Origin of the sequence: Pseudomonas sp. WS 5503 (assembly GCF_012985385.1) — a bacterium.
GTDB lineage: Bacteria > Pseudomonadota > Gammaproteobacteria > Pseudomonadales > Pseudomonadaceae > Aquipseudomonas > Aquipseudomonas paracarnis.
Genome location: NZ_JAAQWI010000002.1, coordinates 20,633 through 45,427, shown reverse-complemented (window position 1 = coordinate 45,427; position 24,795 = coordinate 20,633). Strand labels below are relative to the sequence as shown.

Here is a 24,795-nt window from a genome sequence, read left to right as displayed (position 1 = left end):
GGTCTTGGCGGGCAAAAAACAAGCCGAGGATTATACCCGAGCTATGACCTCACACGCCAGCTGAGGTCGGGTTTGATGCGTAAACATTCTGTTTTAAGAGGTCGCGCATCTGTTTTGCTATCTGAATTTGCTCTTCAGCCGATAATCCCGGCTGCCTTGCTCTCTTGATAAGTTCGTCGAGGGTCTGAGTGTGTTGACCCGCGGATAACCTATTAATGGTGTCTAAAAACTGTTGTTCAAGGTTGTCGCCGTCAATTAGCCACTCCTTTTCCGCCAGTGCCCGTAATAAACGGCCCTGTTCCGTGCCATGCCAGCGAGCCATCAACTGGATTGAGTTTAGCTTAGGGTTTTTCTGCACGGCTTCGATCAGTGCAATAAGCACCTGGGCGTAGGTGTTGCTCTCGTTGGCAAAATGGTCGGCGCTTTCAACCTTACCGGCCAATTGCGGGTGGTGAATCAGTGTGCGCAGTGCAATCAATGTGGGGGCTTCCACCGCTACGGGTGTGCGTGGAGCGTAGGCTTCATCGCGATCACCGCGTTTGCCGTTTTTGCTCCAGGGCTTTTTGTCCCACTTCTTGCCGCCGGCGCCGGGCTTCTTCGGCGTCCATTCCTGTTGGGGGACGAAGGCCTCCTGAGGTTGGTGGAAGTCGGCATAGTCCGGCATGGCGTCGTAATCCATGCCGGGGTCGTAGGCTGGCGGTGCATCCTGCGGGGCGCTGTGCACCAGCTGGCTTACGGCTTCACCGCTTAAACCAGTGATCTCCAGCAGGCGCTGGCGCATCAGCGTGCGCAAATTAGCGCCCGGGACTTTGTCGATCAGCGGCGCCGCGAGGGTGGCCATATGGGCCTTGCCTTCGAGGGAGCGCGGGTCGGCTTCTTCGGTCAGTTGCTGGAAAAAATAATCCGCCAGCGGCTGCGCATGTTGATTGATACGTGCGCGGAACGCGTCGGTACCTTCCGAGCGCACCAGGGTGTCCGGGTCTTCGCCTTCGGGCAGGAACAGGAAGCGTGCGCGGCGCCCATCCTGCAGGCTCGACAGCGTGGCTTCGAGCGCGCGCCAGGCGGCGTTGCGGCCCGCCTGGTCGCCGTCGAAGCAAAACAGCACGCTGGGCACGACGCGGAACAGGCGCTTCAAATGTTCTTCGCTGGTGGCGGTGCCGAGGGTCGCGACCGCGTTGCGCAAGCCTTGTTGGGCCAGGGCGATCACGTCCATATAGCCTTCAACCACGATGATCTCGTCGAGGTTGCGGTTGTTCTTGCGCGCCTCGAACAGACCGTAGAGTTCCTGGCCCTTGTGGAACACCGGGGTCTCCGGAGAGTTCAGGTACTTGGGCTTGTCGTCCCCGAGTACACGGCCGCCGAAGGCGATGATGCGGCCACGGCTGTCGCGGATCGGGAACATCACCCGGTCGCGGAAGCGGTCATAGCGCTTGCCGGTCTCGGCGTTTTCCACCAGCAGGCCGGCATCGATCATGGCCTTTTGCTGGAGGGTGTCGCTGCTCAGGTGTTTATACAGATTGTCCCAGCCCGGCGGAGCGAAGCCGAGGCCGAAGTCCCGAGCGATTTCGCCGGTGAGGCCGCGCCCTTTAAGGTAATCGACAGCGGCCTTGCGCTGCGGATGGCTCTTGAGTGCCTGGCGGTAAAAGTCGGCAGCAGCGGTGAGCAGCGGATACAGCGGCGAATCGGTGGGTTGCCGCGGTTTGTGCGGCCGGCCACTTTCTTCGCGGGGCACTTCCATGCCGGCGGCTTTCGCCAGGTCCTCGACAGCCTGGGGGAAGTCCAGGTTGTCGTGGTCCATCAGGAAGCCCAGGGCATTCCCGCCCGCCCCGCAACCGAAGCAGTAATAGAACTGCTTGTCGGGGCTGACGCTGAAGGATGGGGTTTTTTCTTTATGGAAAGGGCAGCAGGCGGTGTAGTTTTTGCCAGCTTTTTTCAGCTGTACGCGTGAGCTGACAACATCGACGATGTCGGTGCGGTTCAGAAGGTCGTCAATAAAGCTCTGGGGAATCAGCCCGGCCATGGCGTTCTCGTCATCACTGCGTGTAAATGAGGGCCCGTAACGTGTTCAAGCGCACGTAAGGAGTGCTCGATCATCATCGTCTGCATGGGTCATCAGGGAGTGTATCTGCCGAATATTTACTGAGGATAGTTTCTGATCAGTCTTCGGCATGGAAATGTTGCCCGGGCGTCCGGTCTAGGCCAATGGCGGCCTCGGAAACGCATCGTTGGGCACAGCCGATACAGTTGATCGTCTGTTTGAAGAATAGGTGTGCTCGTCAGTAGCCTTGTTAGGCTCGTCAGAAGAGACGTGCACCGCTGGCAAAAGAGCCAGCCCTGACGTGTGAAGCAGTGTCTCGGTCGCATGTGCGGCGTCGACGGTGAAGCATCAAGCGATATCCGCAAATGCCAACAGCCCGGCTGAGGGCCGGGCTTGGCAGAAGCTTGCTACGAACGTCTGTGTATTAGTACAGACGAACGGCGCGGCGCTGTTCGCGCTGAACTTTCTTAGCGTGACGCTTAACAGCGGCTGCTGCTTTGCGCTTACGCTCAGAAGTTGGCTTCTCATAAAATTCGCGGCTACGAACTTCAGCCAGAACACCGGCTTTTTCGCAGGAGCGCTTGAAACGACGCAGAGCTACGTCGAAGGGTTCGTTCTCTTTTACTTTGACGGCTGGCATCCAGAGCTACCTTCTTTCATTACCGGGAATCAACGTTCTCGTCGCAAAAAATTCGCGGCTGAGGTCGTCGGTTTTTAAGGGTTGCGGATGTTAACCCCTCATTGCCCGGAATGCAAAGCCTCTGATCGAAAACCGCTAGTCGGGAGGGGGAGTGGCGACTATTATGCGCGCCTTCGAATTCAGCCTCTACAAGGCGCAAACCCATGCTAGTACTGGGACTTGAAACCTCCTGCGACGAAACCGGAGTCGCACTATACGACAGTGAACGCGGGCTTTTGGCCGATGCACTGTTCAGTCAGATCGACCTGCATCGCGCCTATGGCGGCGTGGTGCCGGAGCTTGCCAGCCGCGATCACGTCAAGCGCATGCTGCCGCTGATCCGCCAGGTGCTGGATGAAGCCGGCTGTGTGGCAACCGAGGTCGATGCCATTGCTTACACCGCCGGCCCCGGATTGGTCGGAGCCCTGCTGGTTGGGGCCTCTTGCGCCCAGGCGTTGGCGTTTGCCTGGGGCATTCCTGCCCTTGGTGTGCACCATATGGAAGGCCATTTGTTGGCGCCCATGCTGGAAAAAACACCGCCGGAGTTCCCGTTCGTCGCTTTGTTGGTTTCGGGGGGGCATACGCAGCTGGTTCAGGTGGACGGGATCGGCCAATACACACTGTTGGGCGAGTCGCTGGACGATGCCGCCGGTGAAGCGTTCGACAAAACCGCGAAGATGATGGGACTTAATTATCCGGGTGGTCCGGAAATCGCCCGCCTTGCCGAGAACGGCGTTGCCGGTCGCTACACCTTCCCGCGGCCGATGTGTGATCGTCCTGGCTTGATGTTCAGTTTCAGCGGCTTGAAAACCTCTGCCTTGAACACCTGGCAGCAGAGCGTCAGCGCCGGGGACGACGGCCAGCAAGCCCGTTGCGACATCGCGCTGGCGTTCCAGCAGGCTGTGGTGGAGACTTTGACCATCAAGTGCAAGCGCGCCCTGAAACAGGCGGGCATGAAGCGGCTGGTGATCGCAGGCGGCGTCAGCGCCAACAAGGCGTTGCGCAGTTCCCTGGAAAAAATGCTCGGCGACATGAATGGCAATGTGTTCTACGCACGCCCTGAGTTCTGCACTGACAACGGCGCAATGATCGCCTATGCCGGTTGCCAGCGCTTGCAGGCCGGGCAGCACGAAAGCCTGGCGATCAGCGTGCAGGCGCGCTGGCCGATGGAGCAATTGCCGCCGTTGTAAGGTTCAAGGGCGCCGAGTCCAGGCGGGATATTTAAAAATGCCGTTCGCGCCCGGCAAACAGGTCGCGTAGATTGCCGCGGTGGCGCCAGACGATCAGCAGTGTCAGCACGCTCATCGGTAACAGCGCTTGCGGTTCCTGCCAGGCCAGCAACGGCAGGGTCAGTGGCGTAGCAATCAGCGCGGCCAGCGAGCTGGTGCGGGTCAGGTAGAACGTCAGCAGCCAGGCGAGCATGGCCAGTAACGCCGCAGGGGGGTAAATACCCAGCAGCATGCCGGCCGCCGTGGCTACGCCCTTGCCGCCGCGAAAACGGAAGTACAACGGGAACAGGTGGCCCAGGACGGCACATAGGCCCACCCAGGCTTGCTGCTGCAAGCCAAGGCCGACGAGGCTGGCGATCAGCACGGGCAGCAGGCCCTTGCAAACGTCGCCCAGCAAGGTCAGGACGGCGAGTTTCTTGCCGGCAAGGCGCAACATATTGGTTGCGCCGGCATTGCCTGAGCCACTCATTCGCGGATCGGGGTTTCCCGTCAAGCGGCTGAGCAAAATGGCGAAGGACAGCGAGCCGAGCAGGTAGGCGAAAATCGCCAGTGACCAAAACATGCTAACTATTCCGGGCGAGGACGCCCTGATTCTAACGGGGCATCGCGCCCTTGTCGTGCTGCGGAGAAAAGTGCTTGGACAGAGTGTTTATCGAAGGCCTGGAAGTCGACACCGTGATCGGGGCTTACGACTGGGAGCGCGGAATCCGGCAATGCCTGCGCCTGGACCTGAGCTTCGCCTGGGATAATCGCCCAGCTGCGGCAGGTGACGACCTGACCCTGGCACTGGATTACGCCAGGGTGTCTGCGCGTATCCAGGCCTTTGCCGAGCAGTCCCAGTACCAACTGGTGGAAACCTTTGCCGAGCGTCTGGCCGAAGTGCTGATGAGTGAGTTCCAGATTCCCTGGCTGCACCTCAAGTTGACCAAGCCCGGCGCGGTACCGGCTGCCAAGGGCGTGGGCGTGGAGATCGAGCGCGGATGTCGTTGACTCAGGTTTACCTCGGGCTTGGCAGCAATATCGACCGCGAGGCTCGTCTATGTGCCGGCTTGGATGCGTTGGCGGGTTTCTTGACGGATATGCGCTGTTCGGCGGTGTTCGAAAGCCAGCCGGTGGGGATCAAAAGTGGGCCGTTTTTCAATCTGGTGGTGTCTGCTTATACCGACCTGCCGTTGATGGAGTTGGATCGTCGCTTGAAATCCATCGAGGCTGACAATGGCCGCTACGCGCCCGACCGCAAAGGCCTGCCGCTGGATATCGATGTGTTGTTGTATGGCGATCTGGTGGGCAATTTCGATGGCTTGATCTTGCCGCGAGCCGAAATCCTGAAAAACGCCTTTGTGTTGTGGCCGCTGTCGATGATGGCGCCGGACCGTATGCACCCTGAGGCGGGCAAGACAATGGCCGAGTTATGGCGAGACGCGCAGATTGATCAGGTATTGGCACCTGTGGCGTTCGAGTGGCAGGGTCAACCACTCACGCCACAAGCTCTTTTGTAGGCGCCGAGCTTGTTGTGGCGAGGGAGCTTGCTCCCGCTGCGCAGCAGCCCCGCTATCTTGGGAGCGCTTCGCACTGGAGCGCCAGACCGGTCCCGCGGGAGCAAGCTCCCTCGCCACAACGGCCATCGCCTAAGGAAAGGGGTTTTCCTTGTAGGCTTTCAATGCGCTTAACCGTTCGCGCTTGAGCGCATCGCCCAGTTCGGGACCTTTGAAACCCTTTTCTAGCAGCGGCGCGACCGGCACTTCGCGTGCAGCCTTTGCCGCTCCGCGCAAATAATCGGCCTGTGGATAACTGCGCTGTTCAAAACCCTTGCGGCCACGAGCGTCCATTTCGCAGGCCGCCACGAACTCCTCAAAGCGTTGCGGCCGACGGTACACGTCGAAGCTTTGCAGCAACTCCAGCAATGTCGAGGCCTTGAGTTCAAGCGCTCGATGCCCGTGAGTATGATATTGCCCCACCAGCAAGGCCAACTCCTGGCAATCCCTCGGCACCTTGAAACGCTCGTTCACCGCTTTGATCAGCTTCAAGCCGCGATATTCGTGGGCAATGTGCTGCGGCAACTTATCCACAGGTGTCAGGCCCTTGCCCAGGTCGTGCAGCAGGCAGGCCCAGCGCACGCTCAGCGGTTGCTTGTGCAGGGCAGCTTGTTCCAGCACGCTCAAGGTGTGCACGCCGGTGTCAATTTCCGGGTGGTGAGCTGCGGGCTGCGGCACGCCGAACAGCGCATCCACCTCCGGCATCAAGGTTTTCAGCGCGTCGCAGTCACGCAGTACTTGGATAAATACCTGGGGTTGATCTTCCATCAGCGCCCGTGAGATTTCCTTCCAACTGCGCTCGGGGGTAAGGGCCTCCAACTCGCCGGACTCACTGAGTTGGCGCATTAACTCCAGGGTCTCAGGGGCGACTGTGAAGCCAAGAGGCGCATAGCGTGCGGCGAAACGCGCAACGCGCAATACACGGAGTGGATCTTCGGCGAACGCGGGGGAAACATGCCGTAAAATACGCGCTTCAAGGTCGCGTTGGCCCTGATAAGGATCGGTCAGGTTACCCTCGTCGTCCTCCGCCATGGCGTTGATGGTCAGGTCACGCCGAATCAGGTCTTCTTCCAGCGTAACGTCGGGGCTCGCATGGAATATAAAGCCGCCGTAACCCCGCCCATTCTTGCGTTCGGTGCGAGCAAGGGCGTATTCGTCACCGTTCTTCGGGTCGAGAAATACCGGGAAATCGGCGCCCACCGGTTTATAACCCTTGGCGAGCATCTCTTCGGCCGTCGCGCCAACGACGACGCGGTCTATATCGGTGACCTTGATGCCCAGTAGGCGATCACGCACGGCGCCGCCGACTTTGTAGATTTTCATGAAAAAGCCTCCATTAGCGGCACAGGATAACGCCTGAGCTTGGCCAATGGAGGCTTTGCTGTTTCAGAGATGAACGACGGCCATGTCGAGGCGGCCGTAGTCGTTGTCGTTATGATCGCTGCGCGGTGGCACATGATGGGTTTTCATCACTTGGTCGCCCTGAAGGGTTTCCAGATGAATATCAAAGCCCCAGAGCCGATGCAGATGCTTGAGCACTTCCTCAGTGGATTCGCCCAAGGGTTTGCGGTCGTGCTGCTGGTGACGCAAGGTCAGCGAACGGTCGCCACGCACATCGATGCTGTAGATCTGCACGTTAGGTTCGCGGTTACCGAGGTTGTATTGCGCGGCCAGGGTTTCGCGAATGATGCGGTAGCCGGGTTCGTCGTGGATGGCAGGTACTACCAGGTCGTCCTTGAGGTCGTCGTCCAGGATACTGAACAGCTTGAGGTCGCGGATCACCTGGGGCGACAGGTACTGCAGGATGAAACTCTCATCCTTGAAGCTGCTCATGGCGAACTTGATGGTCGAGAGCCAGTCGCTGCCGGCGATTTCCGGGAACCAGCGGCGGTCTTCCTCGGTGGGGTGCTCGCACATACGGCGGATATCGCGGTACATGGCAAAACCCAGTGCATAGGGGTTGATGCCGTTGTAATACGGGCTGTCGAAGCCTGGCTGGAAGACCACGCTGGTATGGGACGTGAGGAACTCCATCATAAAGCCGTCAGTGACCAGGCCCTCGTCGTACAGGTCGTTCATCAGGGTGTAATGCCAGAAGGTCGCCCAGCCCTCGTTCATCACCTGGGTTTGGCGCTGTGGATAAAAATATTGCGCGATCTTGCGTACGATCCGCACGATTTCACGCTGCCAGGGCTCCAGCAGCGGTGCGTGTTTTTCCAGGAAATACAGGATGTTTTCCTGAGGTTCGGCGGGGAAGCGCGCATTGTCCTTGTCGCTGTTCTTGTCGGCGCGCTTGGGGATGGTGCGCCACAGGTCGTTGATCTGTTTCTGCAGGTGCTCCTCGCGTTCCTTCTGGCGCAGGCGCTCCTCTTCTGCGGAAATCGGATAGGGGCGTTTATAGCGGTCAACGCCGTAATTCATCAGCGCATGGCAGGAGTCCAACAGGTCTTCTACCGCATCGATACCGTAGCGCTCCTCGCACTGCATGATGTATTGCTTGGCGAACACCAGGTAATCAATGATCGAACTGGCATCGGTCCAGGTTCGAAACAGGTAGTTGCCCTTGAAGAAACTGTTATGCCCATAGCAGGCATGGGCTACTACCAGCGCCTGCATGCAGATGGTGTTTTCTTCCATCAGGTACGCGATGCACGGGTCGGAGTTGATCACGATCTCGTAGGCCAGGCCCATCTGGCCGCGTGTGTAGGACTTCTCGGTACTGAGGAAGTGTTTCCCGTAGGACCAATGGTGATAGCCCAAGGGCATGCCCACCGAGGCATAGGCATCCATCATCTGTTCAGCGGTGATGACTTCTATCTGGTTGGGGTAGGTGTCCAGGGCATAACCCGCCGCGATACGGCTGATTTCCCGGTCATAGGCCTGGATCAGTTCGAAGGTCCACTCGGAGCCAGTGGAAATGGGTTGGCGCTTGTTCTCTTTTTTGGCGGTCATGTCACTAACCTGCGCTGGAAGAGTTCACGGAAGACCGGGTAGATATCGCCGGCCGAGACCAGTTGCTGCTGGGCGAACGTGTCGGCAAAGGCTTCGCCGATGCGCTCGTATTCGAACCACAGGGCCTGGTGCTCACGGGGGGTGATTTCGACGTAAGTGTAGTACTGCACGAACGGCATGATCTGGTTGATCAAAATGTCCCGGCAGATTGGCGAGTCGTCGTTCCAGTTATCGCCGTCGGAAGCTTGGGCGGCGTAGATGTTCCAATCGTTGGCGGGGTAGCGCTCGGCCATGATCTCCTGCATCAGCTTCAGTGCGCTGGAAACAATGGTGCCGCCAGTTTCCCGCGAGTAGAAAAACTCCTCTTCGTCCACTTCCCGGGCACTGGTGTGATGGCGGATGAACACTACGTCAATCTTGTCGTAGTTCCGTTTCAGGAACAGGTACAGCAGGATAAAGAAGCGCTTGGCGATGTCCTTGGTGGCCTGGGTCATGGAGCCGGAAACGTCCATCAGGCAGAACATCACAGCCTTGGAGCTGGGGTTGGGTTGCTTGACCAGCAGGTTGTATTTCAAGTCAAAGGTATCGAGGAACGGCACGCGATGGATGCGCGCGCTGAGTTTTTCGATTTCCGCCTCTATTTCCTGGATATCGCCGAAGTTGTCCGGTTCTTCGCGCTTCAAGCGGGCCAACTCTTCCTTGGCCTGCTTGAGTTTGGCGCGGCTGCTGCCGGACAGGGCGATACGCCGTGCATGGGCTGAGCGCAGGGTGCGGATGATGTTGATGCGCGACGGGTTGCCCTCGTTGCTGATCCCTGCGCGTACGGTCTTGAAGGTATCGGTGCCGGTCAGGTTGCGTTTGACCAGGTTGGGCAGTTCGAGGTCTTCGAACATGAATTCGAGGAATTCTTCCTGAGTGATCTGGAATACGAATTCATCCATGCCTTCGCCAGAGTTGCCGGCTTTGCCCGGACCTTTGCCGCCGCCACCGCCTTGTGGGCGCTGGATATGTTCGCCGGTGGTGAATTCCTTGTTGCCGGGATGCACCACGGTCTGTTTGCCGCCGCGGCCATGGTGAAGCACCGGTTCGTCGATGTCCCGTCCGGGAATGCTGATTTGTTCGCCATGCTCCATATCGGTGATGGAGCGGCGGCTGACGGCCTCTTCTACCGCCTTTTTGATGTGGTCACGGTAACGCCGCAGGAAACGCTGACGGTTTACCGTGCTCTTGTTCTTGCCATTGAGGCGTCGGTCGATCACATAGCTCATGGGGAGCCCTCCGGGCAGCTTCACGTTACAAGCTTCAAGCCGCGGGCTGGAAGCTTAGAGACAAGCGGTCAACTGCCAGGCCGGATGCCTGGCAGTGCGCGCTTGCCGCTGCCTTACTGCGATTTGCGAACCCGCAGGTACCACTCGGAGAGCAGTCGTACCTGTTTGTCGGTGTAGCCTCGCTCGACCATGCGTGTGACGAAGTCGTTGTGTTTTTGCTGATCCTCCTTGCTGGCCTTGGCGTTGAAGCTGATGACGGGCAGCAGGTCCTCGGTGTTGGAAAACATTTTCTTCTCAATGACCACCCGCAGCTTCTCGTAGCTGAGCCAAGTGGGGTTCTTGCCGTTGTTGTTGGCACGGGCGCGCAGTACGAAGTTGACGATTTCGTTGCGGAAATCCTTCGGATTGCTGATGCCGGCGGGTTTCTCGATTTTTTCCAGCTCTTCGTTGAGGGCCACGCGATTGAGGATTTCGCCGGTTTCCGGGTCGCGGTATTCCTGATCCTGGATCCAGAAATCTGCGTACAGCACGTAGCGGTCGAAGATGTTCTGGCCGTATTCGCTGTAGGACTCCAGATAGGCGGTCTGGATTTCCTTGCCGATGAACTCGATGTAGCGCGGCGCCAGGTATTCCTTGAGGAAGCGCAGGTAGCGCTCACGGGTTTCGGCCTGGAACTGCTCTTGTTCAATCTGCTGTTCCAGCACGTAGAGCAAGTGCACCGGGTTGGCGGCAATCTCGTGGGGGTCGAAGTTGAAAACCTTGGACAGGATCTTGAACGCAAAGCGCGTCGACAGACCGTTCATGCCTTCGTCTACACCCGCCGTGTCACGGTATTCCTGGATCGACTTGGCCTTGGGATCGGTGTCCTTGAGGTTCTCGCCGTCATACACCCGCATTTTTGAGTAGATGTTCGAGTTCTCCGGCTCCTTGAGGCGCGACAGCACGGTGAACTGGGCAAGCATCTTCAGAGTGTCCGGAGCGCAATGGGCCTTGGCCAGGGAGCTGTTGAATAGCAGTTTGTCGTAGATCTTGATTTCGTCGCTGACCCGCAGGCAGTACGGCACCTTGACGATATAGATCCGGTCGATGAAGGCTTCGTTGTTCTTGTTGTTGCGGAAGGTATGCCATTCCGATTCGTTGGAGTGAGCCAGCAGGATCCCGGTAAACGGAATCGCCCCAAGGCCTTCGGTACTGTTGTAGTTACCTTCCTGGGTAGCGGTGAGCAGTGGGTGCAGCACCTTGATCGGGGCCTTGAACATCTCCACGAATTCCATCAGGCCCTGGTTGGCCCGGCACAGTGCGCCCGAATAGCTGTAGGCATCGGCGTCGTTCTGCGGGAATTCTTCCAGCTTGCGGATATCGACTTTGCCCACCAGCGCAGAAATGTCCTGGTTGTTTTCATCGCCCGGTTCGGTCTTGGCCACGCCGATCTGGTTGAGGATCGACGGGTAGAGTTTCACCACGCGGAACTGGCTGATATCACCGCCGAACTCGGCCAGGCGCTTGGTGGCCCAGGGCGACATGATGGTGTTGAGGTAGCGCCGCGGGATACCGAAGTCTTCCTCGAGGATCGCGCCATCTTCCGTGGCGTTGAACAGGCCCAAGGGGGACTCGAAGACGGGCGAGCCCTTGATCGCATAGAAGGGCACCTTTTCGATCAATTGCTTGAGTTTTTCCGCCAGGGACGACTTGCCGCCGCCGACCGGGCCCAGCAGATAGAGGATCTGCTTCTTCTCTTCCAGGCCTTGGGCGGCATGTCGGAAGTAGGAAACGATCTGGTCGATGCATTCTTCCATTCCATGGAAGTCTTCAAAGGCCGGATAGCGGCGGATCACCTTGTTGGAAAATATCCGCGACAGGCGCGAATTATTGGCGGTTTCCACCAGTTCTGGCTCGCCAATCGCCAGTAGCAGGCGTTCGGCGGCAGAGGCGTAGGTGCTGCGGTCCTGCTTGCACAGCTCGAGATACTCCTGAAGCGTGAGTTCTTCCTGCTGTGTGGACGCGAAGCGTTGTTGGAAGTGGCTAAAGATACTCATGACGTCGTCACCTCGCTCGATACGTGGAGCCGACGCCGGATCAATCAGTCGATGCTGGCAGTCATTGGCGCACGCCAATGGCTGTTTTCCCCCCAGAACACCCTGAAACGTTACCGATGACCCGTACGCCGGTGTACCGGCTCTCCCCTGATTCGGATGGCCTGCGCTTAAGGATAGTTCGGAATCCGGGAGGTCAAGGCGCGATGCGCAATTAGTTTGGCTGCGCCGTTCGTCAGAAACGGCGCAAGCCCAAGCGTCACGCGGGGTAGCGGGGTGTGAAAAAAATTATTGCGAATCGCCTGAAGAAATTTCCGCAGGATAGGTCGTACGCCACAGCTCAAACCCGCCGTCCAGGCTATAGACGTCAGAGAAACCCTGGCTGATCAAGTACGCGGCTGCGCTCTGGCTGGAATTGCCGTGGTAGCAGGCGACGATCAACGGCGCATCGAGGTCGGCGGCGCGTATGAAGTCGGCGATGTTGACGTTGTCCAGATGCTGCGCGCCGCTGATGTGGGCGGCGGCGTAAGTAGGCTGGTCGCGGATGTCGACGACTACAGCACCTTGCTCGCGCAGGGCCTGGGCTTGTTCGGGGGGGATACGTTTGAATTCGGTCATGGCGGGCTCCTATGGCTTGGTGGCGGCCGGCTGGGTAATGGAAAGGGGGGATTCGCACTGGCAGTCGTGGCGCTCGCCCGTGTCGATGTTCATCAGGGTCATGGCGCCGCCCCACACGCAACCGGTGTCGAGGGCGAACACGCCGGGCTCATCGCACTTGCCTTCCAGCGCGGCCCAATGACCAAAGATGATCTTCGTGTCACGGGTCTTGCGTTCCTTGTAGGCGAACCAGGGCTTATAGCCGGGGAGGGCGCTGTCGGCACCTTCCTTGCTCTTGAGGTCCAGTTTGCCTTCGGCCGTGCAGAAGCGCATGCGTGTGAAATAGTTGGTGATCACTCGCAGGCGGGCGACGCCGGTGAGCTCGTTGTCCCACTTCACCGGGTCGTTGCCATACATGCCGTCGAGGTAAGCGGTGTACAGGTTGTCATCGGCCAATGCACTTTCAACTTCGGCGGCGCACTTGAGGGCTTTTTTCAGCGTCCACTGCGGCGGGATACCGGCATGCACCAAGGCCATGTTGCGGTCCTCGTCGTAGTGCATGAGTTTTTGCCGGCGCAGCCAGTCGAGCAGTTGAGCGCGGTCCGGGGCTTCGAGGATTTCCCGCAGGGTGTCACCTTTTTTGAGGCGCTCGATGTTGTTGCCGGCCGCAAGCAAGTGCAGGTCATGGTTGCCCAGCACGCATACCAAAGAATCACGCAGGCTATAGAGGTAGCGCAGGGTTTCCAGGGACTGGGGGCCGCGGTTGACAAGGTCGCCCACCAACCACAAGCGATCATTTGCGGGGTCGAAGGCTACGCGATCCAGCAGGCGCTTGAGAGGGTCCAGGCAGCCTTGCAGGTCGCCGACAGCGTACGTCGCCATCAGTGCAGGGCTCCTGGCACGGCCAGGCGGAAGGGCTTGATGATTGCATCGAACAGTTGGCCGTCAGTGGCCTTCATTTGATACGAGCCTTGCATGGTGCCGACCTTGGAGGTCATCACCGTGCCGCTGCTATAAGTGTGGCTGGCGCCGCTGTCGATCAACGGTTGCTGGCCGACAACGCCTGCCCCGCGCACTTCCTCGACCTGGCCGTCGCCATCGGTGATGACCCAGTGGCGCGACAGCAGCTTGGCCGGCACCAGCCCGTTGTTCTTCACCGTAATGGTGTAGGCAAAGGCGAAGCGGTTATGTTCGGGTTGCGATTGGTCCGCCAGGAAGCGGGTGACGACGCTGACGTCTATCTGATAGCGAGGATCGGACATGCAAGAGGCCTTAAAAGCGAAGGACAGCAGATGCGGGTCAGTCTAGGCCAAGAGGAGGGCGCTAGGCCAGACATGTGTCGGGCAGCCAGCAAGCGTTATCGGTATAACGCGGAGCAAATGTGAGAGCGGGCTTGCTCGCGAAGGCGGTGCATCAGTTACACATTTGGTGACTGATACAGCGCATTCGCGAGCAAGCCCGCTCCCACATTGGATTGCATCGAGTTCTTACGGCCTATTCCACTACGGATGCAGGCTGGATGGCAAGCTGGTCAGCCAGGCGTACGAACGCGGCCAGGTCCAGTTGCTCGGGGCGCAGGCTTCCATCAACGCCGGCAGCTTCGATCTCGGCATTGCTCAGCAGGGCCTTGAGGGTGTTACGCAAGGTCTTGCGGCGCTGGTTGAACGCTTCCCGCACCACTCGTTCCAGCAGTTTGTGGTCCTTGGCCGGGTGCGGCAGCACGGCATGCGGTACCAGGCGTACGATGGCCGAATCGACCTTCGGCGGCGGGTTGAACGCGCCCGGACCGACGTTGAACAGGTGCTCCACGCGGCAGTGATACTGGACCATGATCGACAAACGACCCCAATCACCACCGCCAGGGCCTGCGGCCAGGCGCTCCACCACTTCCTTTTGCAGCATGAAGTGCATGTCGCGGATGATTCCGGCGTTGTTCAGCAGGTGGAAAATCAGCGGCGTGGAAATGTTGTACGGCAGGTTACCCACCACCCGCAGGCTGTTGGGCGCAGCACCAAGGCTGTTGAAGTCGAACTTCAGCGCGTCGCCCTGGTGCAGGTTGAAGTTGGCTTTGCCGGCGAACTGCTGGTTGAGGATCGGGATCAGGTCCTTGTCCAGTTCCACGACGTCCAGTTGCCCGCCGCTGGCCAGCAGGCCCTGGGTCAGCGCGCCCTGGCCCGGGCCGATTTCCAGCAGGCGGTCTTCTGGCTTGGCGTGGATTGAGCGCAGGATGCGATCGATCACGCCAGCGTCGTGCAGGAAGTTCTGCCCGAAACGCTTGCGCGCCCGGTGTTGGTAATGCTCAGTCATATACGGGTCTCGGCCATCTGATAGGCGGTTTCCAGGGCCACGTGCAGGCTGCCGGTATCGATCTTGCCGCTGCCTGCGAGGTCCAGGGCCGTGCCATGGTCGACGGAGGTGCGGATGATCGGCAGGCCCAGTGTCACGTTGACTGCGGCGCCGAAGCCTTTGTATTTCAGCACGGGCAGCCCCTGGTCGTGGTACATCGCCAGCACTGCATCGCAGTGCTCCAGATATTTGGGGGTGAACAGAGTGTCTGCAGGCAATGGGCCGCGTAGGTCCATGCCTTCTTGGCGCAGGCGCTCTAGTGTTGGTTCAATGATGTCGATTTCTTCATGGCCCAAGTGGCCGCCTTCACCGGCGTGGGGGTTGAGCCCGCAGACCAGGATGCGCGGTTGGGCAATGCCGAATTTGTGTTGCAGGTCGCTGTGCAGGATGCGCGTGACACGCTCCACGCGCTCGGCAGTGATCGCATCGGCGATTTCACGCAGCGGCAAGTGGGTGGTCACCAGCGCCACACGCAGGCCGCGGGTGGCGAGCATCATCACCACTTGAGCGGTATGGGTCAGTTCCGCGAGGAATTCGGTATGGCCGGAAAAGGCGATGCCGGATTCGTTGATCACGCCTTTGTGCACCGGTGCGGTGATCATGCCGGCAAAGTCGCCGTCGATGCAGCCCTGGCCCGCACGGGTCAACGTCTGCAGCACGAATGCCGCGTTGGCCGTGTTCAACTGCCCGGCCACCACCTTGGCCTGCAGCGGGGTGTCCCACACATACAGGCTGCCAGCGGGGGCCGGCAGGTCGGGCCAGTTGCCTGGCGCCACGTCCAGCAGGTTGACGGCCACACCCAGCTGCGCGGCCCGCTCAAGGAGCAGGTCGCGGCTGGTAATGGCAATCAGGGGGTGTGGCTGGGGTTGCGAGGCGAGCAGCAGGCACAGGTCTGGACCAATGCCGGCCGGCTCGCCGGGTGTCACCGCGAAACGCTGGGGTTTCACTGGGTTGCCTGGTCGGTGCCTGTTTGCTCGGCGCCTGGCAGCTTGTTCTCTACATACGCTTCGTCACGGATCTGACGCAGCCAGGTTTGCAGCTCTTCGTCGTATTTGCGGTTACGCAACACGGTCAGGGCTTGTTGCTCGCGGGCCTGGGTGGTGTTGTCCGTGGCGCGACGGCCAAGGACTTCCAGGACATGCCAACCGTATTGGGTCTTGAACGGCTTGGACAATACGCCTTGTGGCGTGTCGGCCATGACCTGCTGGAACTCGGGCACCAGTGCCCTCGGGTCGATCCAGTTCAGGTCGCCGCCGTTAAGGGCAGAGCCCGGGTCTTCCGAGAAGCTTTTAGCCAGGGTGGCGAAGTCTTCACCGCTTTCAATGCGGTCATAGATCTTCTGGGCCAGTTCCTTGGTTTGTGCTTCGGTGCGGATTTCGCTCGGTTTGACCAGGATGTGACGAACATGAACTTCGTCTTTCAACGAGGTTTCGCCGCCGCGACGTTCCAGTAGCTTGAGGATGATGAAACCACCCGGGGTGCGGGCTGGCTGGGTAATGCCACCGACTTCCATGGCGCTCAATTCGCGATCAAACGGAGGTGGCAATTGAGCGGCTTTACGCCAGCCCATGTCACCGCCTTCGAGGGCGTTATCGCTGCCGGACTGAGCAATGGCCATCTGGGCAAAATCTGCACCCGCTTTCAGGCGCTCGTAGATCGCCTGGGTTTTAGCTGCAGCGGCATTGAGCTGCTCAGAGTTGGCCCCGTCCGGGGTAGGAATCAGGATATTAGCCAGGTGCAACTCTTCGGAAAGCTGCATCTTGCCCAGGTCCGAAGCCAGGAAGTTCTTCACTTCCTGCTCGGACACCTGAACCCGTTCGGCCACACGGCGCTGGCGCACACGGCTAATGATCATTTCGCGCTTGATCTGGTCACGGGCGTCCTCATAGGACAGGCCATCGTGGGCCAGGGCGGCGCGGAACTGATCAATGCTCATGTTGTTGCGTTGAGCAATGGTGCCAACAGCCTGGTTCAGTTCTTCGTCCGAAATACGGATGCCGGAACGTTCGCCAATCTGCAGTTGCAGGTTTTCGACGATCAGGCGTTCCAGTACCTGAGATTCCAGGACGCTGGTCGGTGGCACCCCACCGCCACGTTTGGCGATGGTTTGCTGAACTTCCTTGACCCGCTGGTCCAGCTGGCTCTGCATGATCACGTCGTTGTCGACGATGGCCGCTACTTTATCCAGCTGTTGAACTGCGGCGTGTGCCGAAACAGTACCCAGGAACAGCGCGCCCAGCACTAGCGGGCGCAAACACTCAGAAAGCTTTGTCTTCACGTTCACGATAACCTTCAATGCCTTTGTCGAGGAAGCTCTCTACCTTGGCGCCGGTCAGGCCGCCGAGTCCTTTGAGGACGATCTGGAAGAAGAGCCCGTGGTCACCCTTTTCGTTAAGGGGGGCGATCTGGGTATATTCGTCGTTGGAAACCCAGTAACGGTTGATGACGCGCAGTTTCCAGCAGCAGTTGTCGTACTCGAAACCACCGAAGGCTTCCAGGGTACGGTTGCGGGCATAGTCATACTGCCAGCGGGTGATCAAATTCCACTGCGGAATGATCGGCCACATCATCGAGAAGTCGTGTTGCTGGATTTTGTAGTAATCCTTCACGAAGTTCGGATCGCCTGGTTGGCCGTAGTCGCCACCGAACTGCCATTTACCGGTCAACTGGTTGTAGACCACTTGGTCGTTGCGATAGCGATAACCGAGGTTGACGACCTTGTTCGGGTTGTCTTCCGGCTGGTAGTGGAACATTGCGCTGCCGGAACGTGGGGCATGGCTCTCAGTGTCCCAGTTGTAGTCAGCCGTGGCGCGCCAGTCGCGGTTGAAGCGGAACTCATATTCCAGAGCGATAGGCGAGACGTCTGTGCGAGCGTCGTCACGATCAGCGGCCAGTACACCCGGCAGTTGAACCTCGCGATCCTTGAAGTACAGCGCTTGGCCGACGGAAACACGTTGGCGTTCAAAGCCGTTTTCTTCGATCCAACGGCTGGTTACGCCCAGGGATAGTTTGTTCTCGTCACCGATCCGGTCGGAGCCGCTGAAGCGGTTGTCGCGGAACAGCGAGGAGTAGCTGAACGAGTATTCGCTGGTATCGAAGACCGGAATATCACTCTGGTCTTTGTTCGGTACGTAGAGGTAGTACGCCCGCGGTTCGAGGGTCTGGTTAAAGTCTTTGCCGAACCAATTGGTTTTGCGGTCGAAGTACAGGCCGCTGTCTACGCTGGCGATAGGTACCGCACGGTCTTGGGAGCTTTTGAATTTATCTCCGGCAGCCAGTGAGTTTTTACCGATCGTATCAAGGTCCAAGTCATACTTTGTATAGACGTACTTGAGCTTCGGCGTAATAAAACCGTAAGTCCAGTTCATCGGGTATTCAACCGCTGGCGCAAGGTTTAAACGAGTGCCGTTTGCGCGGGTGAGCCCTCTGACATTGGTATCCAAACGAGGTGTCACTGCACCGTTCTCGTCGGTAAAGGTGCCATTTTCCAAGTCACGATCAAAGCGGACGGCTTCAGTCTCATAACTAAAGTTCAAGCCACCCGGATGGAATGGCAATTGACCGTTGAGAGTGAGCTGCGGCAACCGATCATACGGTGTGATCTGAGAAATCGTCGCTAACTGGTATGCCTGGAGATTCAGGCGAGCCTGATATGAGTCGCCCCGGTACGTCAGGGAACCTTGCTGATTCAGGAAGTCCTGGCTCTCAACCCCTTCCTCATACGACTTCAAATCCTGGAAGTAGTAAGGATCGCTGATCCGGGTGTAATCCACCTGTGACGTCAGACGTGAATCCAACCCACCTTTATGCTGCCAATTGAGCATATAGCGGGTCTTTTCGTAATCGGTCTGGTTCTTGCGCTCATCGTTATCGTCGTTGAGATACGCCCCACCAAACTGCCCTTCACTCGACTTGGTCAGATAGCGGAATTCGCCCTCCATCAACAAGCCGCGCTTGGTCATGTACTGCGGGTACAACGTGGCATCGTAGTTCGGTGCCAGGTTGAAGTAGTACGGCGTTACCAATGTAAAGCCAGTCTCACTGCCGGTGCTGAAGCTCGGCGGCAGGAAGCCGGATTGACGACGGTCATCGATCGGGAAGTAGATGTACGGGGTGTACAGGATCGGGATGTTCTTGACCCGCAACGTCGCGTTGGTCGCCGTACCGAAACCGGTGGCCGGGTTCAACGTGATGTTGTTGCCCTTGAGCTGCCAGGCGTTGCTGTCCGGCTCGCAGGTGGTGTACGTACCGTCCTTGAGACGGATGATCGCGTTTTCTGCACGCTTGGCGTACAGCGCGTTACCGCGGATGCGTGACTTGTGCATCACGTATTCGGCATTGTCGATCTGGGCGGCACCGGTGTCGAGCTGGACCTGGGCATGGTCACCCACGATCAGGGCGCCGTTATCGCGCAGGCGCACCTTGCCATTCAGTTCGCCACGGTTCTCCGCCTGGTACAGGCTGGCTTCGTCCGACTCCAGTTGCATGCTGCCCTGGCGCATGACCACGTCACCGGCCAGGGTAGCAACCTGCTGCTCCTGCTCGTAACGAGAAGCCTTGGCGCCGATGAAGGTCGGCGCATCGCTCTTGTTCGTCTTGTCGTTCATGCCAGGACGAGTCGGCTCGATGTAGGCGCCGCCGCAGTAAGGGCCGGTTTCGGCCAACTGTGCTGCGGTCAGCTTGTCGCGAGGTACCCAGTCAAGGTGGCTGTAGTCGGCACTGCGCGAACGCAGGCCACGGCCCTTGGCTTCGGTGACCAGCATGGTCTTGGGTTCGGCGTCGACGCTGCCGCCAGCTTTGCCTTGCGGCGTGCTGTTGGCCGAGCTGACGGCAGCACCGTCATGCACCGGGCGCGGTGGCAATGGGGCGGCGGCGGTCTTCGGCGCGCAATCCCAGGCACCCGAAGCAGAGACTGAGCAGTCATACTGTTCCGCGGCGACCACGAATGAGGTGGCGAAAGGTTGCAAGGCCAGCAGACTGCCGGTTACCAGCAACGGAAATTTTCTACGAAACGCGGGGGATTTCAATGCCATCTTATTAGTCCGGGCTTCCTGCGTGCCATCTGCCCGCGGTTTGGGCCGCACGCCTCTCGATGGTCTGAAAAAGATGCGTGATAATAAAGCATGCCCCGCTTGACGGCTAGCGCCGTCGGAGACCCTTGTAATGCCCGAGCAAGATCTACGTTTACAACAGCTGGAAGTCTGGCTGGATGAGCAGTTGCCGATCCTCTTCAACGCTCAGGACTGGGGCCCCGTGCCCCCGGCCACATTGACCGCGGCCAGCAGCGACGCGAGTTTCAGGCGTTATTTCCGATGGGAGGGCGGTGCCCATACGTTCGTCGTCATGGACGCGCCACCCCCCCAGGAAAACTGCAAACCTTTCGTCGATATTGCGCATTTGCTCGCGAAATCGGGAATAAATGTGCCAAAAATTTATGCAGAAGATTTGCCCCGTGGCTTTCTTTTGCTCAATGACCTGGGCAGAAAAACCTATCTAGACGTGATTGACGGTGAAAATGCTGATCAATTATTTGCCGATGCCATCGAAGCGCTGCTGGCTTTCCAGCAATTGCCGATGGATGCGCCGTTGCCCAGCTATGACGTGGCCTTATTGCGTCGCGAGCTGGAACTGTTCCCGGAATGGTACGTGCGCCGTCACTTGGGCATCGACCTCGACCCTGAGCAACAAGCCCTCTGGCAACGTGCCAGCCAGCAGTTGATCGACAGCGCGCTGGCCCAGCCCAAGGTGCTGGTGCACCGCGACTACATGCCGCGCAACCTAATGGTCAGTGAGCCAAGCCCAGGCGTGCTGGATTTTCAGGACGCGGTCTACGGCCCGGTGACCTATGACATTACCTGCCTGTTCAAGGACGCCTTCCTCAGTTGGCCCCAGGCCCGCGTTCGTGAATGGCAGCGCGGCTATTGGCAGCGCGCCGGGCAGCTGGGAATTCCCGTACAGGACGACTTTGAAGAGTTCCTGCGTGCCAGCGACCTGATGGGCGTGCAGCGTCACCTCAAGGTTATCGGCATTTTTTCGCGTATCTGCCACCGTGACGGCAAGCCACGCTACCTGGCCGACGTGCCGCGTTTCTTCGCTTATATAGAAGCGGTGCTGGCCGACAGACCTGAGTTGAGTGACCTGGGCGAATTGCTCGCCAGCCTGCGCGAACCTGCCGAGGCCAGCGTATGAAGGCGATGATCCTTGCGGCAGGCAAGGGCGAGCGCATGCGCCCGCTCACCCTGCATACGCCCAAGCCGCTGGTGCAAGCCGGCGGCAAGCGGCTGATCGAGTATCACCTTGAAGCCTTGGCGAAGGCCGGTTTTACCGAGATCGTGATCAACCACGCCTGGCTCGGCGAGCAGATCGAAAGCTACCTGGGCGACGGTGCCCAGTTCGGTCTGCGCATCCGCTACTCCCCGGAGGGTGAACCGCTGGAAACGGGGGGCGGCATATTCCAGGCATTGCCGCTGCTGGGCGACGAACCGTTTCTGGTGGTCAATGGCGATATCTGGACTGACTACGATTTCACCCAGCTCAAGCAGCCGATCCGGGGCCTGGCGCACTTGGTGATGGTCGACAACCCTGCGCACCACCCGTCGGGCGGGGATTTCTACCTGGATCACGGTGTGCTTCATGATGCCGCGCCCGGTGCCGATAACCTGACCTTCAGTGGCATTTCAGTGCTCGACCCCAAGTTGTTCGCGGGTTGCAGCGCCGGTGCCTTCAAGCTGGCCCCGCTTTTGCGCGAGGCCATGGCCAAAGGTTTGGTAACGGGGGAGCACATGGCGGGACGCTGGGTGGATGTGGGGACGCTGGAGCGACTGGCGCAGGTCGAAACCTTGCTGACAGCGGGGCAGTAGGATGTTGTGGCCAGGGACGCTGATCGGCGCCGGGGCTGGCTTTGCCATTGCCAGTATTCCGGGGGCTTTGTTGGGGGCATTGCTGGGGCAGGCCTTGGATCGTCGCTTGCAATTGCGCAGCTGGGCGCAGTTACGTGAACGCCTGGGTGGGCGCCCGGCCTTGCGCAACGACGAACTGTTGTTTGTGCTGCTGGGACGCCTGGCCAAGAGTAATGGCCGGGTTGTCGACGGACATATCCAGCAAGCGCGCCAGGAGATGCGCGCACTGGACATGAGTGAGCCGGCCCAGCGCCGCGCGATCAGCGCCTTCAACCGTGGCAAGTCCGGCAGCGACCGGGTTCGCCGTTACCTGCGGGTGCTCAAGACGCAGCCCCATGCGGCGGAAGGCGTACTGCGCGCCTGTTGGCGCATGGCGTGGGCGGACGGTCGAGCGGATGCTGCCGAGCGCGACCTGATCGACCAGTGGGGCAAGTGGTTGGGCTGGACGCCACAGCAGCTTCAGGCATTGGCGACCGACTACGCGCCGGAGCGCAAGCCAGTGGCCAATCGTGGGGGGGCCTATCAGGAGGCGTTGCGTATCCTAGGGGTGACGGCAACCACTGAGCCTTCGGTGATCAAGCGCGCCTACCGCCGCCTGCTCAGCCGTCACCATCCGGACAAGATCGCCGGCACGGGTGCCAGCCCCGCGCAAGTACGGGAGGCGACTGAACGAACCCGTGAATTGCATAACGCCTATGCGTTGATTCGTGAGCGGCGCGATTTTCGCTGAGGCTATCGCCACTCAACTCTATGTGGCAGTGGCAAGCCCTGATTGTAGGAGCGATGTCGCCCCGTTAGTGGAGTGTCAGTCGGCGCCGCCCTGTGGGCTCAACCAGCCGCGAACCCTGCGGTACAGCTGCTCCTGCTCTGCCGCGCTATTGCCGGGCAGCGCGGTGAGCGATACCTGTTTATAGGTGTCATTCTTCGAGCGCTTGGCCGCCTGGAGTCGTTCCTGGGCGTTTTTGCGTTCCAGGGCGCCTTCTTGATAGAACACGTCCGCCGTGGGTACCTTCAAGGCCGGCGCCAGTTGTTGCAGGTCCGGTTGGCGAGCTGCAGGCGTCTTGCCGGCCACCATCACCAACCTCTGCACTTGGGAGGGTTGTTTCTCACTCAGGTAGCGGGCCGCCCACCAGGCGCCGGTGCCATGGCCGAGCAACACCACGCTGCGGGCGCTTTGTGTCTGGGCGAAGGCGACGGCGGCGTCGATGCGGTCGAAGATGCGCTTGGCGTCGGTCTTGTCCTGTTCATCCGCCCCCGGCACCACCGCCGGGTCAGTGCCCTCGGCCTCGGCACTGGCGGCTTGTTCGACCGGCTTGGCTGCGGTGCTGCCTTCCTTGCTGCTGGTATCGACCGCCGCTGTCGGCGGTTCGATGAGCCGTGGCGGCAGGGTGTCCACACTGACGTCAGGCAATGACAGGCTGAGGGTGCCCCAGGCGGCGTCCGGCAACTTACGCCGCAGAGGCGCGATTGCTTGCGGCCAGTCCGCGTTCTCCCCAGCACCTGGTATGAGGATCACCACACCCTCGGCTTCGGCGCTGTTGGCGGGTTTCCACAGCGCCAGGAACGACTCGCTACCCGCCTGCAATTGCTGTTGCTCTTGCAGCGGCACCTGCCGTTCGAGCGCACTGGCTTCTTGTTGGCTACGCTCGGACAGTGGCTGGCGTTCAGCCGGTTTTTCGACGGCAGGCGAGGGCGCCTCCTCGGCCTGAACAGGCAAGACACTGGTAAACAGGAGTGACAGGCACAGTGCTGGCAGTGCCGAACGGTGAAGAAAAAGCATCGTTGATTCCCGGCCAGAAGTGATTCCAGCAGCCTAATGGGTTGCTCGGTATTTGTCAGGGGTATGAGGCGCGGTTCTCATTACCAACAGATTATCGGCGGTTTGTTGGCTGCCTTGATGGGCGCGGTGCGACCATTCAACCAGTGAATGGCAGACAACACGCCAGGTGCGGCTATTCTTGTGCCAGCCCATCATTCATAAGAGGCCGCGCACATGAGTACTTCCTCATTCAAGATCGCCCACAAACTGCTGACCGGCGCAGGTGCCATCGAACAACTGGCTGCCGAACTCACTCGCCTGGATGTGGATAATCCGTTGATCGTCACCGACGCCGCGCTGGTCCAGTCCGGCACCGTGGCGCTGGCCCTGGAGCATCTGGGTGATCGAGCCTACGAAATCTTCGACCGTGTGCTGCCCGATCCGGAAATTGCCATCGTCGAAGACTGCATGCGTGCGTACCGCGAAGGCGGGCATGACGGCCTGATCGGTGTGGGCGGCGGCAGTGCCATTGACATCGCCAAGAGCGTGGCGGCCTATGCCGGTTATCACGGCGCGCTGGCGGACTTGTTTGGCGTCGATCAGGTGCCGCGCAAAGGCCCGCCGTTGATCGCCATCCCCACCACCGCCGGCACCGGCTCGGAGGTGACCAATGTAGCGATACTGTCCGACAAGGCGGCGCAGCTGAAAAAAGGCATCGTCAGCGATTACTTGCTGCCGGACGTTGCGCTGATCAGCCCGCAAATGACCTTGACCTGCCCACGCGGTGTCACGGCCGCCAGTGGCGTGGACGCCTTGGTGCACGCCATCGAGTCCTACCTGTCGCTGAATGCCTCGCCGATTACCGACGCCCTGGCCATCGGTGCGATCAAATTGATTGCCAGCGCGTTACCCAAGGCTTACGCCAACCCGGCCAACCTGCAAGCCCGTGACGACATGGCCACCGCCAGCCTGATGGCCGGCATGGCCTTTGGCAACGCTGGCGTCGGTGCCGTGCATGCGCTGGCGTACCCGTTGGGTGGGCGCTTCAACATTGCCCATGGCGTAAGCAACGCGCTGTTGTTGCCGTATGTGATGCACTGGAACAAATTGGCCTGCGTCGAGCGCATGCAGGACATCGCCCAGGCCATGGGCGTCAATATCGCCGGGCTGAGTGTGAATGACGCTGCCGACCAGGCTGTAGCGGCGATGACGCGGCTGTGTGCAGCAGTGGAAATCCCGTCGGGCCTGCGCAGTTTCGGCGTGCCCGAGGACGCCATCCCGGCCATGGCCAGCGAAGCCGCAGGCATTGAGCGCTTGATGCGCAACAACCCGCGCAAGCTCAGCGCCGCCGATATCGAAAAAATCTACCGGGCAGCTTACTAACCGTTGAGATAGGTCACGGTGCGCGCAGCAAAGCATGAGGTATACAATGCGCGCCATCGTGATTTAGCTCAAAAAAG

Annotated in this window: 22 protein-coding genes; 7 read left to right on the top strand and 15 right to left on the bottom strand. The window is 59.7% G+C overall.

Annotated elements, in window-relative coordinates:
• Positions 1-49: 49 nt before the first annotated feature.
• Together dnaG and rpsU are read right to left on the bottom strand one after the other, a co-directional pair.
• Positions 50-2,020, bottom strand: coding sequence for a DNA primase (gene dnaG, locus HBO10_RS05965; protein WP_034128832.1), 1,971 nt, complete (start codon positions 2,018-2,020; stop codon positions 50-52).
• 442 nt (positions 2,021-2,462) lie between these two features.
• Positions 2,463-2,678 carry a 30S ribosomal protein S21 gene (gene rpsU / locus HBO10_RS05960; protein ID WP_002551877.1) on the bottom strand — a complete coding sequence of 72 codons (216 nt, stop codon included), beginning with the start codon at positions 2,676-2,678 and terminating at the stop codon, positions 2,463-2,465.
• Between the two features lie 203 nt (positions 2,679-2,881).
• On the opposite strand from rpsU, the gene tsaD reads away from it, so the two are divergent.
• Positions 2,882-3,907, top strand: a complete 1,026-nt coding sequence (gene tsaD, locus HBO10_RS05955) for a tRNA (adenosine(37)-N6)-threonylcarbamoyltransferase complex transferase subunit TsaD (RefSeq protein ID WP_034128831.1) — start codon at positions 2,882-2,884, stop codon at positions 3,905-3,907.
• Positions 3,908-3,938: 31 nt separating this feature from the next.
• On the opposite strand, the gene plsY is transcribed toward tsaD, so the two are convergent.
• Entirely contained in the window at positions 3,939-4,508 is a 570-nt protein-coding gene (plsY, locus tag HBO10_RS05950; protein ID WP_034128830.1) for a glycerol-3-phosphate 1-O-acyltransferase PlsY, read from the bottom strand.
• Positions 4,509-4,582: 74 nt separating this feature from the next.
• Here plsY and folB point away from each other — a divergent pair, with 74 nt between their 5' ends.
• On the top strand, positions 4,583-4,936 hold the full coding sequence (gene folB, locus HBO10_RS05945) for a dihydroneopterin aldolase (protein WP_032895029.1): 354 nt from the start codon (positions 4,583-4,585) through the stop codon (positions 4,934-4,936).
• Entirely contained in the window at positions 4,927-5,445 is a 519-nt protein-coding gene (folK, locus tag HBO10_RS05940) for a 2-amino-4-hydroxy-6-hydroxymethyldihydropteridine diphosphokinase (protein ID WP_034128829.1), read from the top strand. Before folB ends, folK begins: the two co-directional genes overlap by 10 nt.
• Positions 5,446-5,574: 129 nt before the next feature.
• Here the strand turns inward: folK and HBO10_RS05935 are convergent, their stop codons facing one another.
• The 11 genes from HBO10_RS05935 to HBO10_RS05885 all read right to left on the bottom strand — a co-directional run bounded on the left by HBO10_RS05935 (position 5,575) and on the right by HBO10_RS05885 (position 19,710).
• Complete coding sequence (locus HBO10_RS05935; protein ID WP_034128828.1) at positions 5,575-6,804, bottom strand: multifunctional CCA addition/repair protein; 1,230 nt, start codon at positions 6,802-6,804, stop codon at positions 5,575-5,577.
• Between the two features lie 63 nt (positions 6,805-6,867).
• Entirely contained in the window at positions 6,868-8,433 is a 1,566-nt protein-coding gene (locus HBO10_RS05930; protein ID WP_034128827.1) for a SpoVR family protein, read from the bottom strand.
• Positions 8,430-9,701, bottom strand: coding sequence for a YeaH/YhbH family protein (locus HBO10_RS05925; RefSeq protein WP_034116083.1), 1,272 nt, complete (start codon positions 9,699-9,701; stop codon positions 8,430-8,432). Before HBO10_RS05925 ends, HBO10_RS05930 begins: the two co-directional genes overlap by 4 nt.
• Before the next feature lie 113 nt (positions 9,702-9,814).
• Positions 9,815-11,737, bottom strand: coding sequence for a PrkA family serine protein kinase (locus tag HBO10_RS05920; protein WP_003194732.1), 1,923 nt, complete (start codon positions 11,735-11,737; stop codon positions 9,815-9,817).
• A 285-nt stretch (positions 11,738-12,022) separates the two neighbouring features.
• On the bottom strand, positions 12,023-12,352 hold the full coding sequence (glpE, locus tag HBO10_RS05915) for a thiosulfate sulfurtransferase GlpE (protein ID WP_034128825.1): 330 nt from the start codon (positions 12,350-12,352) through the stop codon (positions 12,023-12,025).
• Between the two features lie 9 nt (positions 12,353-12,361).
• Positions 12,362-13,213 (bottom strand): symmetrical bis(5'-nucleosyl)-tetraphosphatase, encoded by an 852-nt coding sequence (locus HBO10_RS05910; RefSeq protein WP_034128824.1) that lies wholly within the window; start codon positions 13,211-13,213, stop codon positions 12,362-12,364.
• Positions 13,213-13,593, bottom strand: a complete 381-nt coding sequence (gene apaG, locus HBO10_RS05905) for a Co2+/Mg2+ efflux protein ApaG (protein WP_003194726.1) — start codon at positions 13,591-13,593, stop codon at positions 13,213-13,215. The genes HBO10_RS05910 and apaG overlap by 1 nt, the downstream gene beginning before the upstream one ends.
• Positions 13,594-13,825: 232 nt before the next feature.
• Positions 13,826-14,638, bottom strand: a complete 813-nt coding sequence (rsmA, locus tag HBO10_RS05900) for a 16S rRNA (adenine(1518)-N(6)/adenine(1519)-N(6))-dimethyltransferase RsmA (RefSeq protein ID WP_034128823.1) — start codon at positions 14,636-14,638, stop codon at positions 13,826-13,828.
• Entirely contained in the window at positions 14,635-15,624 is a 990-nt protein-coding gene (gene pdxA / locus HBO10_RS05895) for a 4-hydroxythreonine-4-phosphate dehydrogenase PdxA (RefSeq protein WP_034128822.1), read from the bottom strand. Before pdxA ends, rsmA begins: the two co-directional genes overlap by 4 nt.
• On the bottom strand, positions 15,621-16,955 hold the full coding sequence (locus HBO10_RS05890) for a peptidylprolyl isomerase (protein WP_136624693.1): 1,335 nt from the start codon (positions 16,953-16,955) through the stop codon (positions 15,621-15,623). The genes pdxA and HBO10_RS05890 overlap by 4 nt, the downstream gene beginning before the upstream one ends.
• On the bottom strand, positions 16,936-19,710 hold the full coding sequence (locus tag HBO10_RS05885; protein ID WP_034128820.1) for an LPS-assembly protein LptD: 2,775 nt from the start codon (positions 19,708-19,710) through the stop codon (positions 16,936-16,938). The genes HBO10_RS05890 and HBO10_RS05885 overlap by 20 nt, the downstream gene beginning before the upstream one ends.
• Before the next feature lie 130 nt (positions 19,711-19,840).
• Between HBO10_RS05885 and HBO10_RS05880 the strand changes: the two genes are divergently transcribed.
• Genes HBO10_RS05880 through HBO10_RS05870 form a run of 3 tightly spaced genes read left to right on the top strand, consistent with a single transcriptional unit; the run spans position 19,841 to position 22,306 of the window.
• Positions 19,841-20,866, top strand: a complete 1,026-nt coding sequence (locus tag HBO10_RS05880; protein WP_034128819.1) for a phosphotransferase — start codon at positions 19,841-19,843, stop codon at positions 20,864-20,866.
• On the top strand, positions 20,863-21,537 hold the full coding sequence (gene murU, locus HBO10_RS05875) for an N-acetylmuramate alpha-1-phosphate uridylyltransferase MurU (protein ID WP_034128818.1): 675 nt from the start codon (positions 20,863-20,865) through the stop codon (positions 21,535-21,537). The genes HBO10_RS05880 and murU overlap by 4 nt, the downstream gene beginning before the upstream one ends.
• Before the next feature lies 1 nt (position 21,538).
• Positions 21,539-22,306, top strand: coding sequence for a TerB family tellurite resistance protein (locus HBO10_RS05870; protein ID WP_034128817.1), 768 nt, complete (start codon positions 21,539-21,541; stop codon positions 22,304-22,306).
• Between the two features lie 75 nt (positions 22,307-22,381).
• Here the strand turns inward: HBO10_RS05870 and HBO10_RS05865 are convergent, their stop codons facing one another.
• The gene (locus HBO10_RS05865; RefSeq protein ID WP_034128816.1) at positions 22,382-23,356 is read right to left on the bottom strand and encodes an alpha/beta hydrolase family protein; all 975 of its coding nucleotides are present in this window, start codon (positions 23,354-23,356) and stop codon (positions 22,382-22,384) included.
• Between the two features lie 213 nt (positions 23,357-23,569).
• On the opposite strand from HBO10_RS05865, the gene HBO10_RS05860 reads away from it, so the two are divergent.
• Complete coding sequence (locus HBO10_RS05860; RefSeq protein WP_003194705.1) at positions 23,570-24,718, top strand: iron-containing alcohol dehydrogenase; 1,149 nt, start codon at positions 23,570-23,572, stop codon at positions 24,716-24,718.
• Positions 24,719-24,795 lie beyond the last annotated feature (77 nt).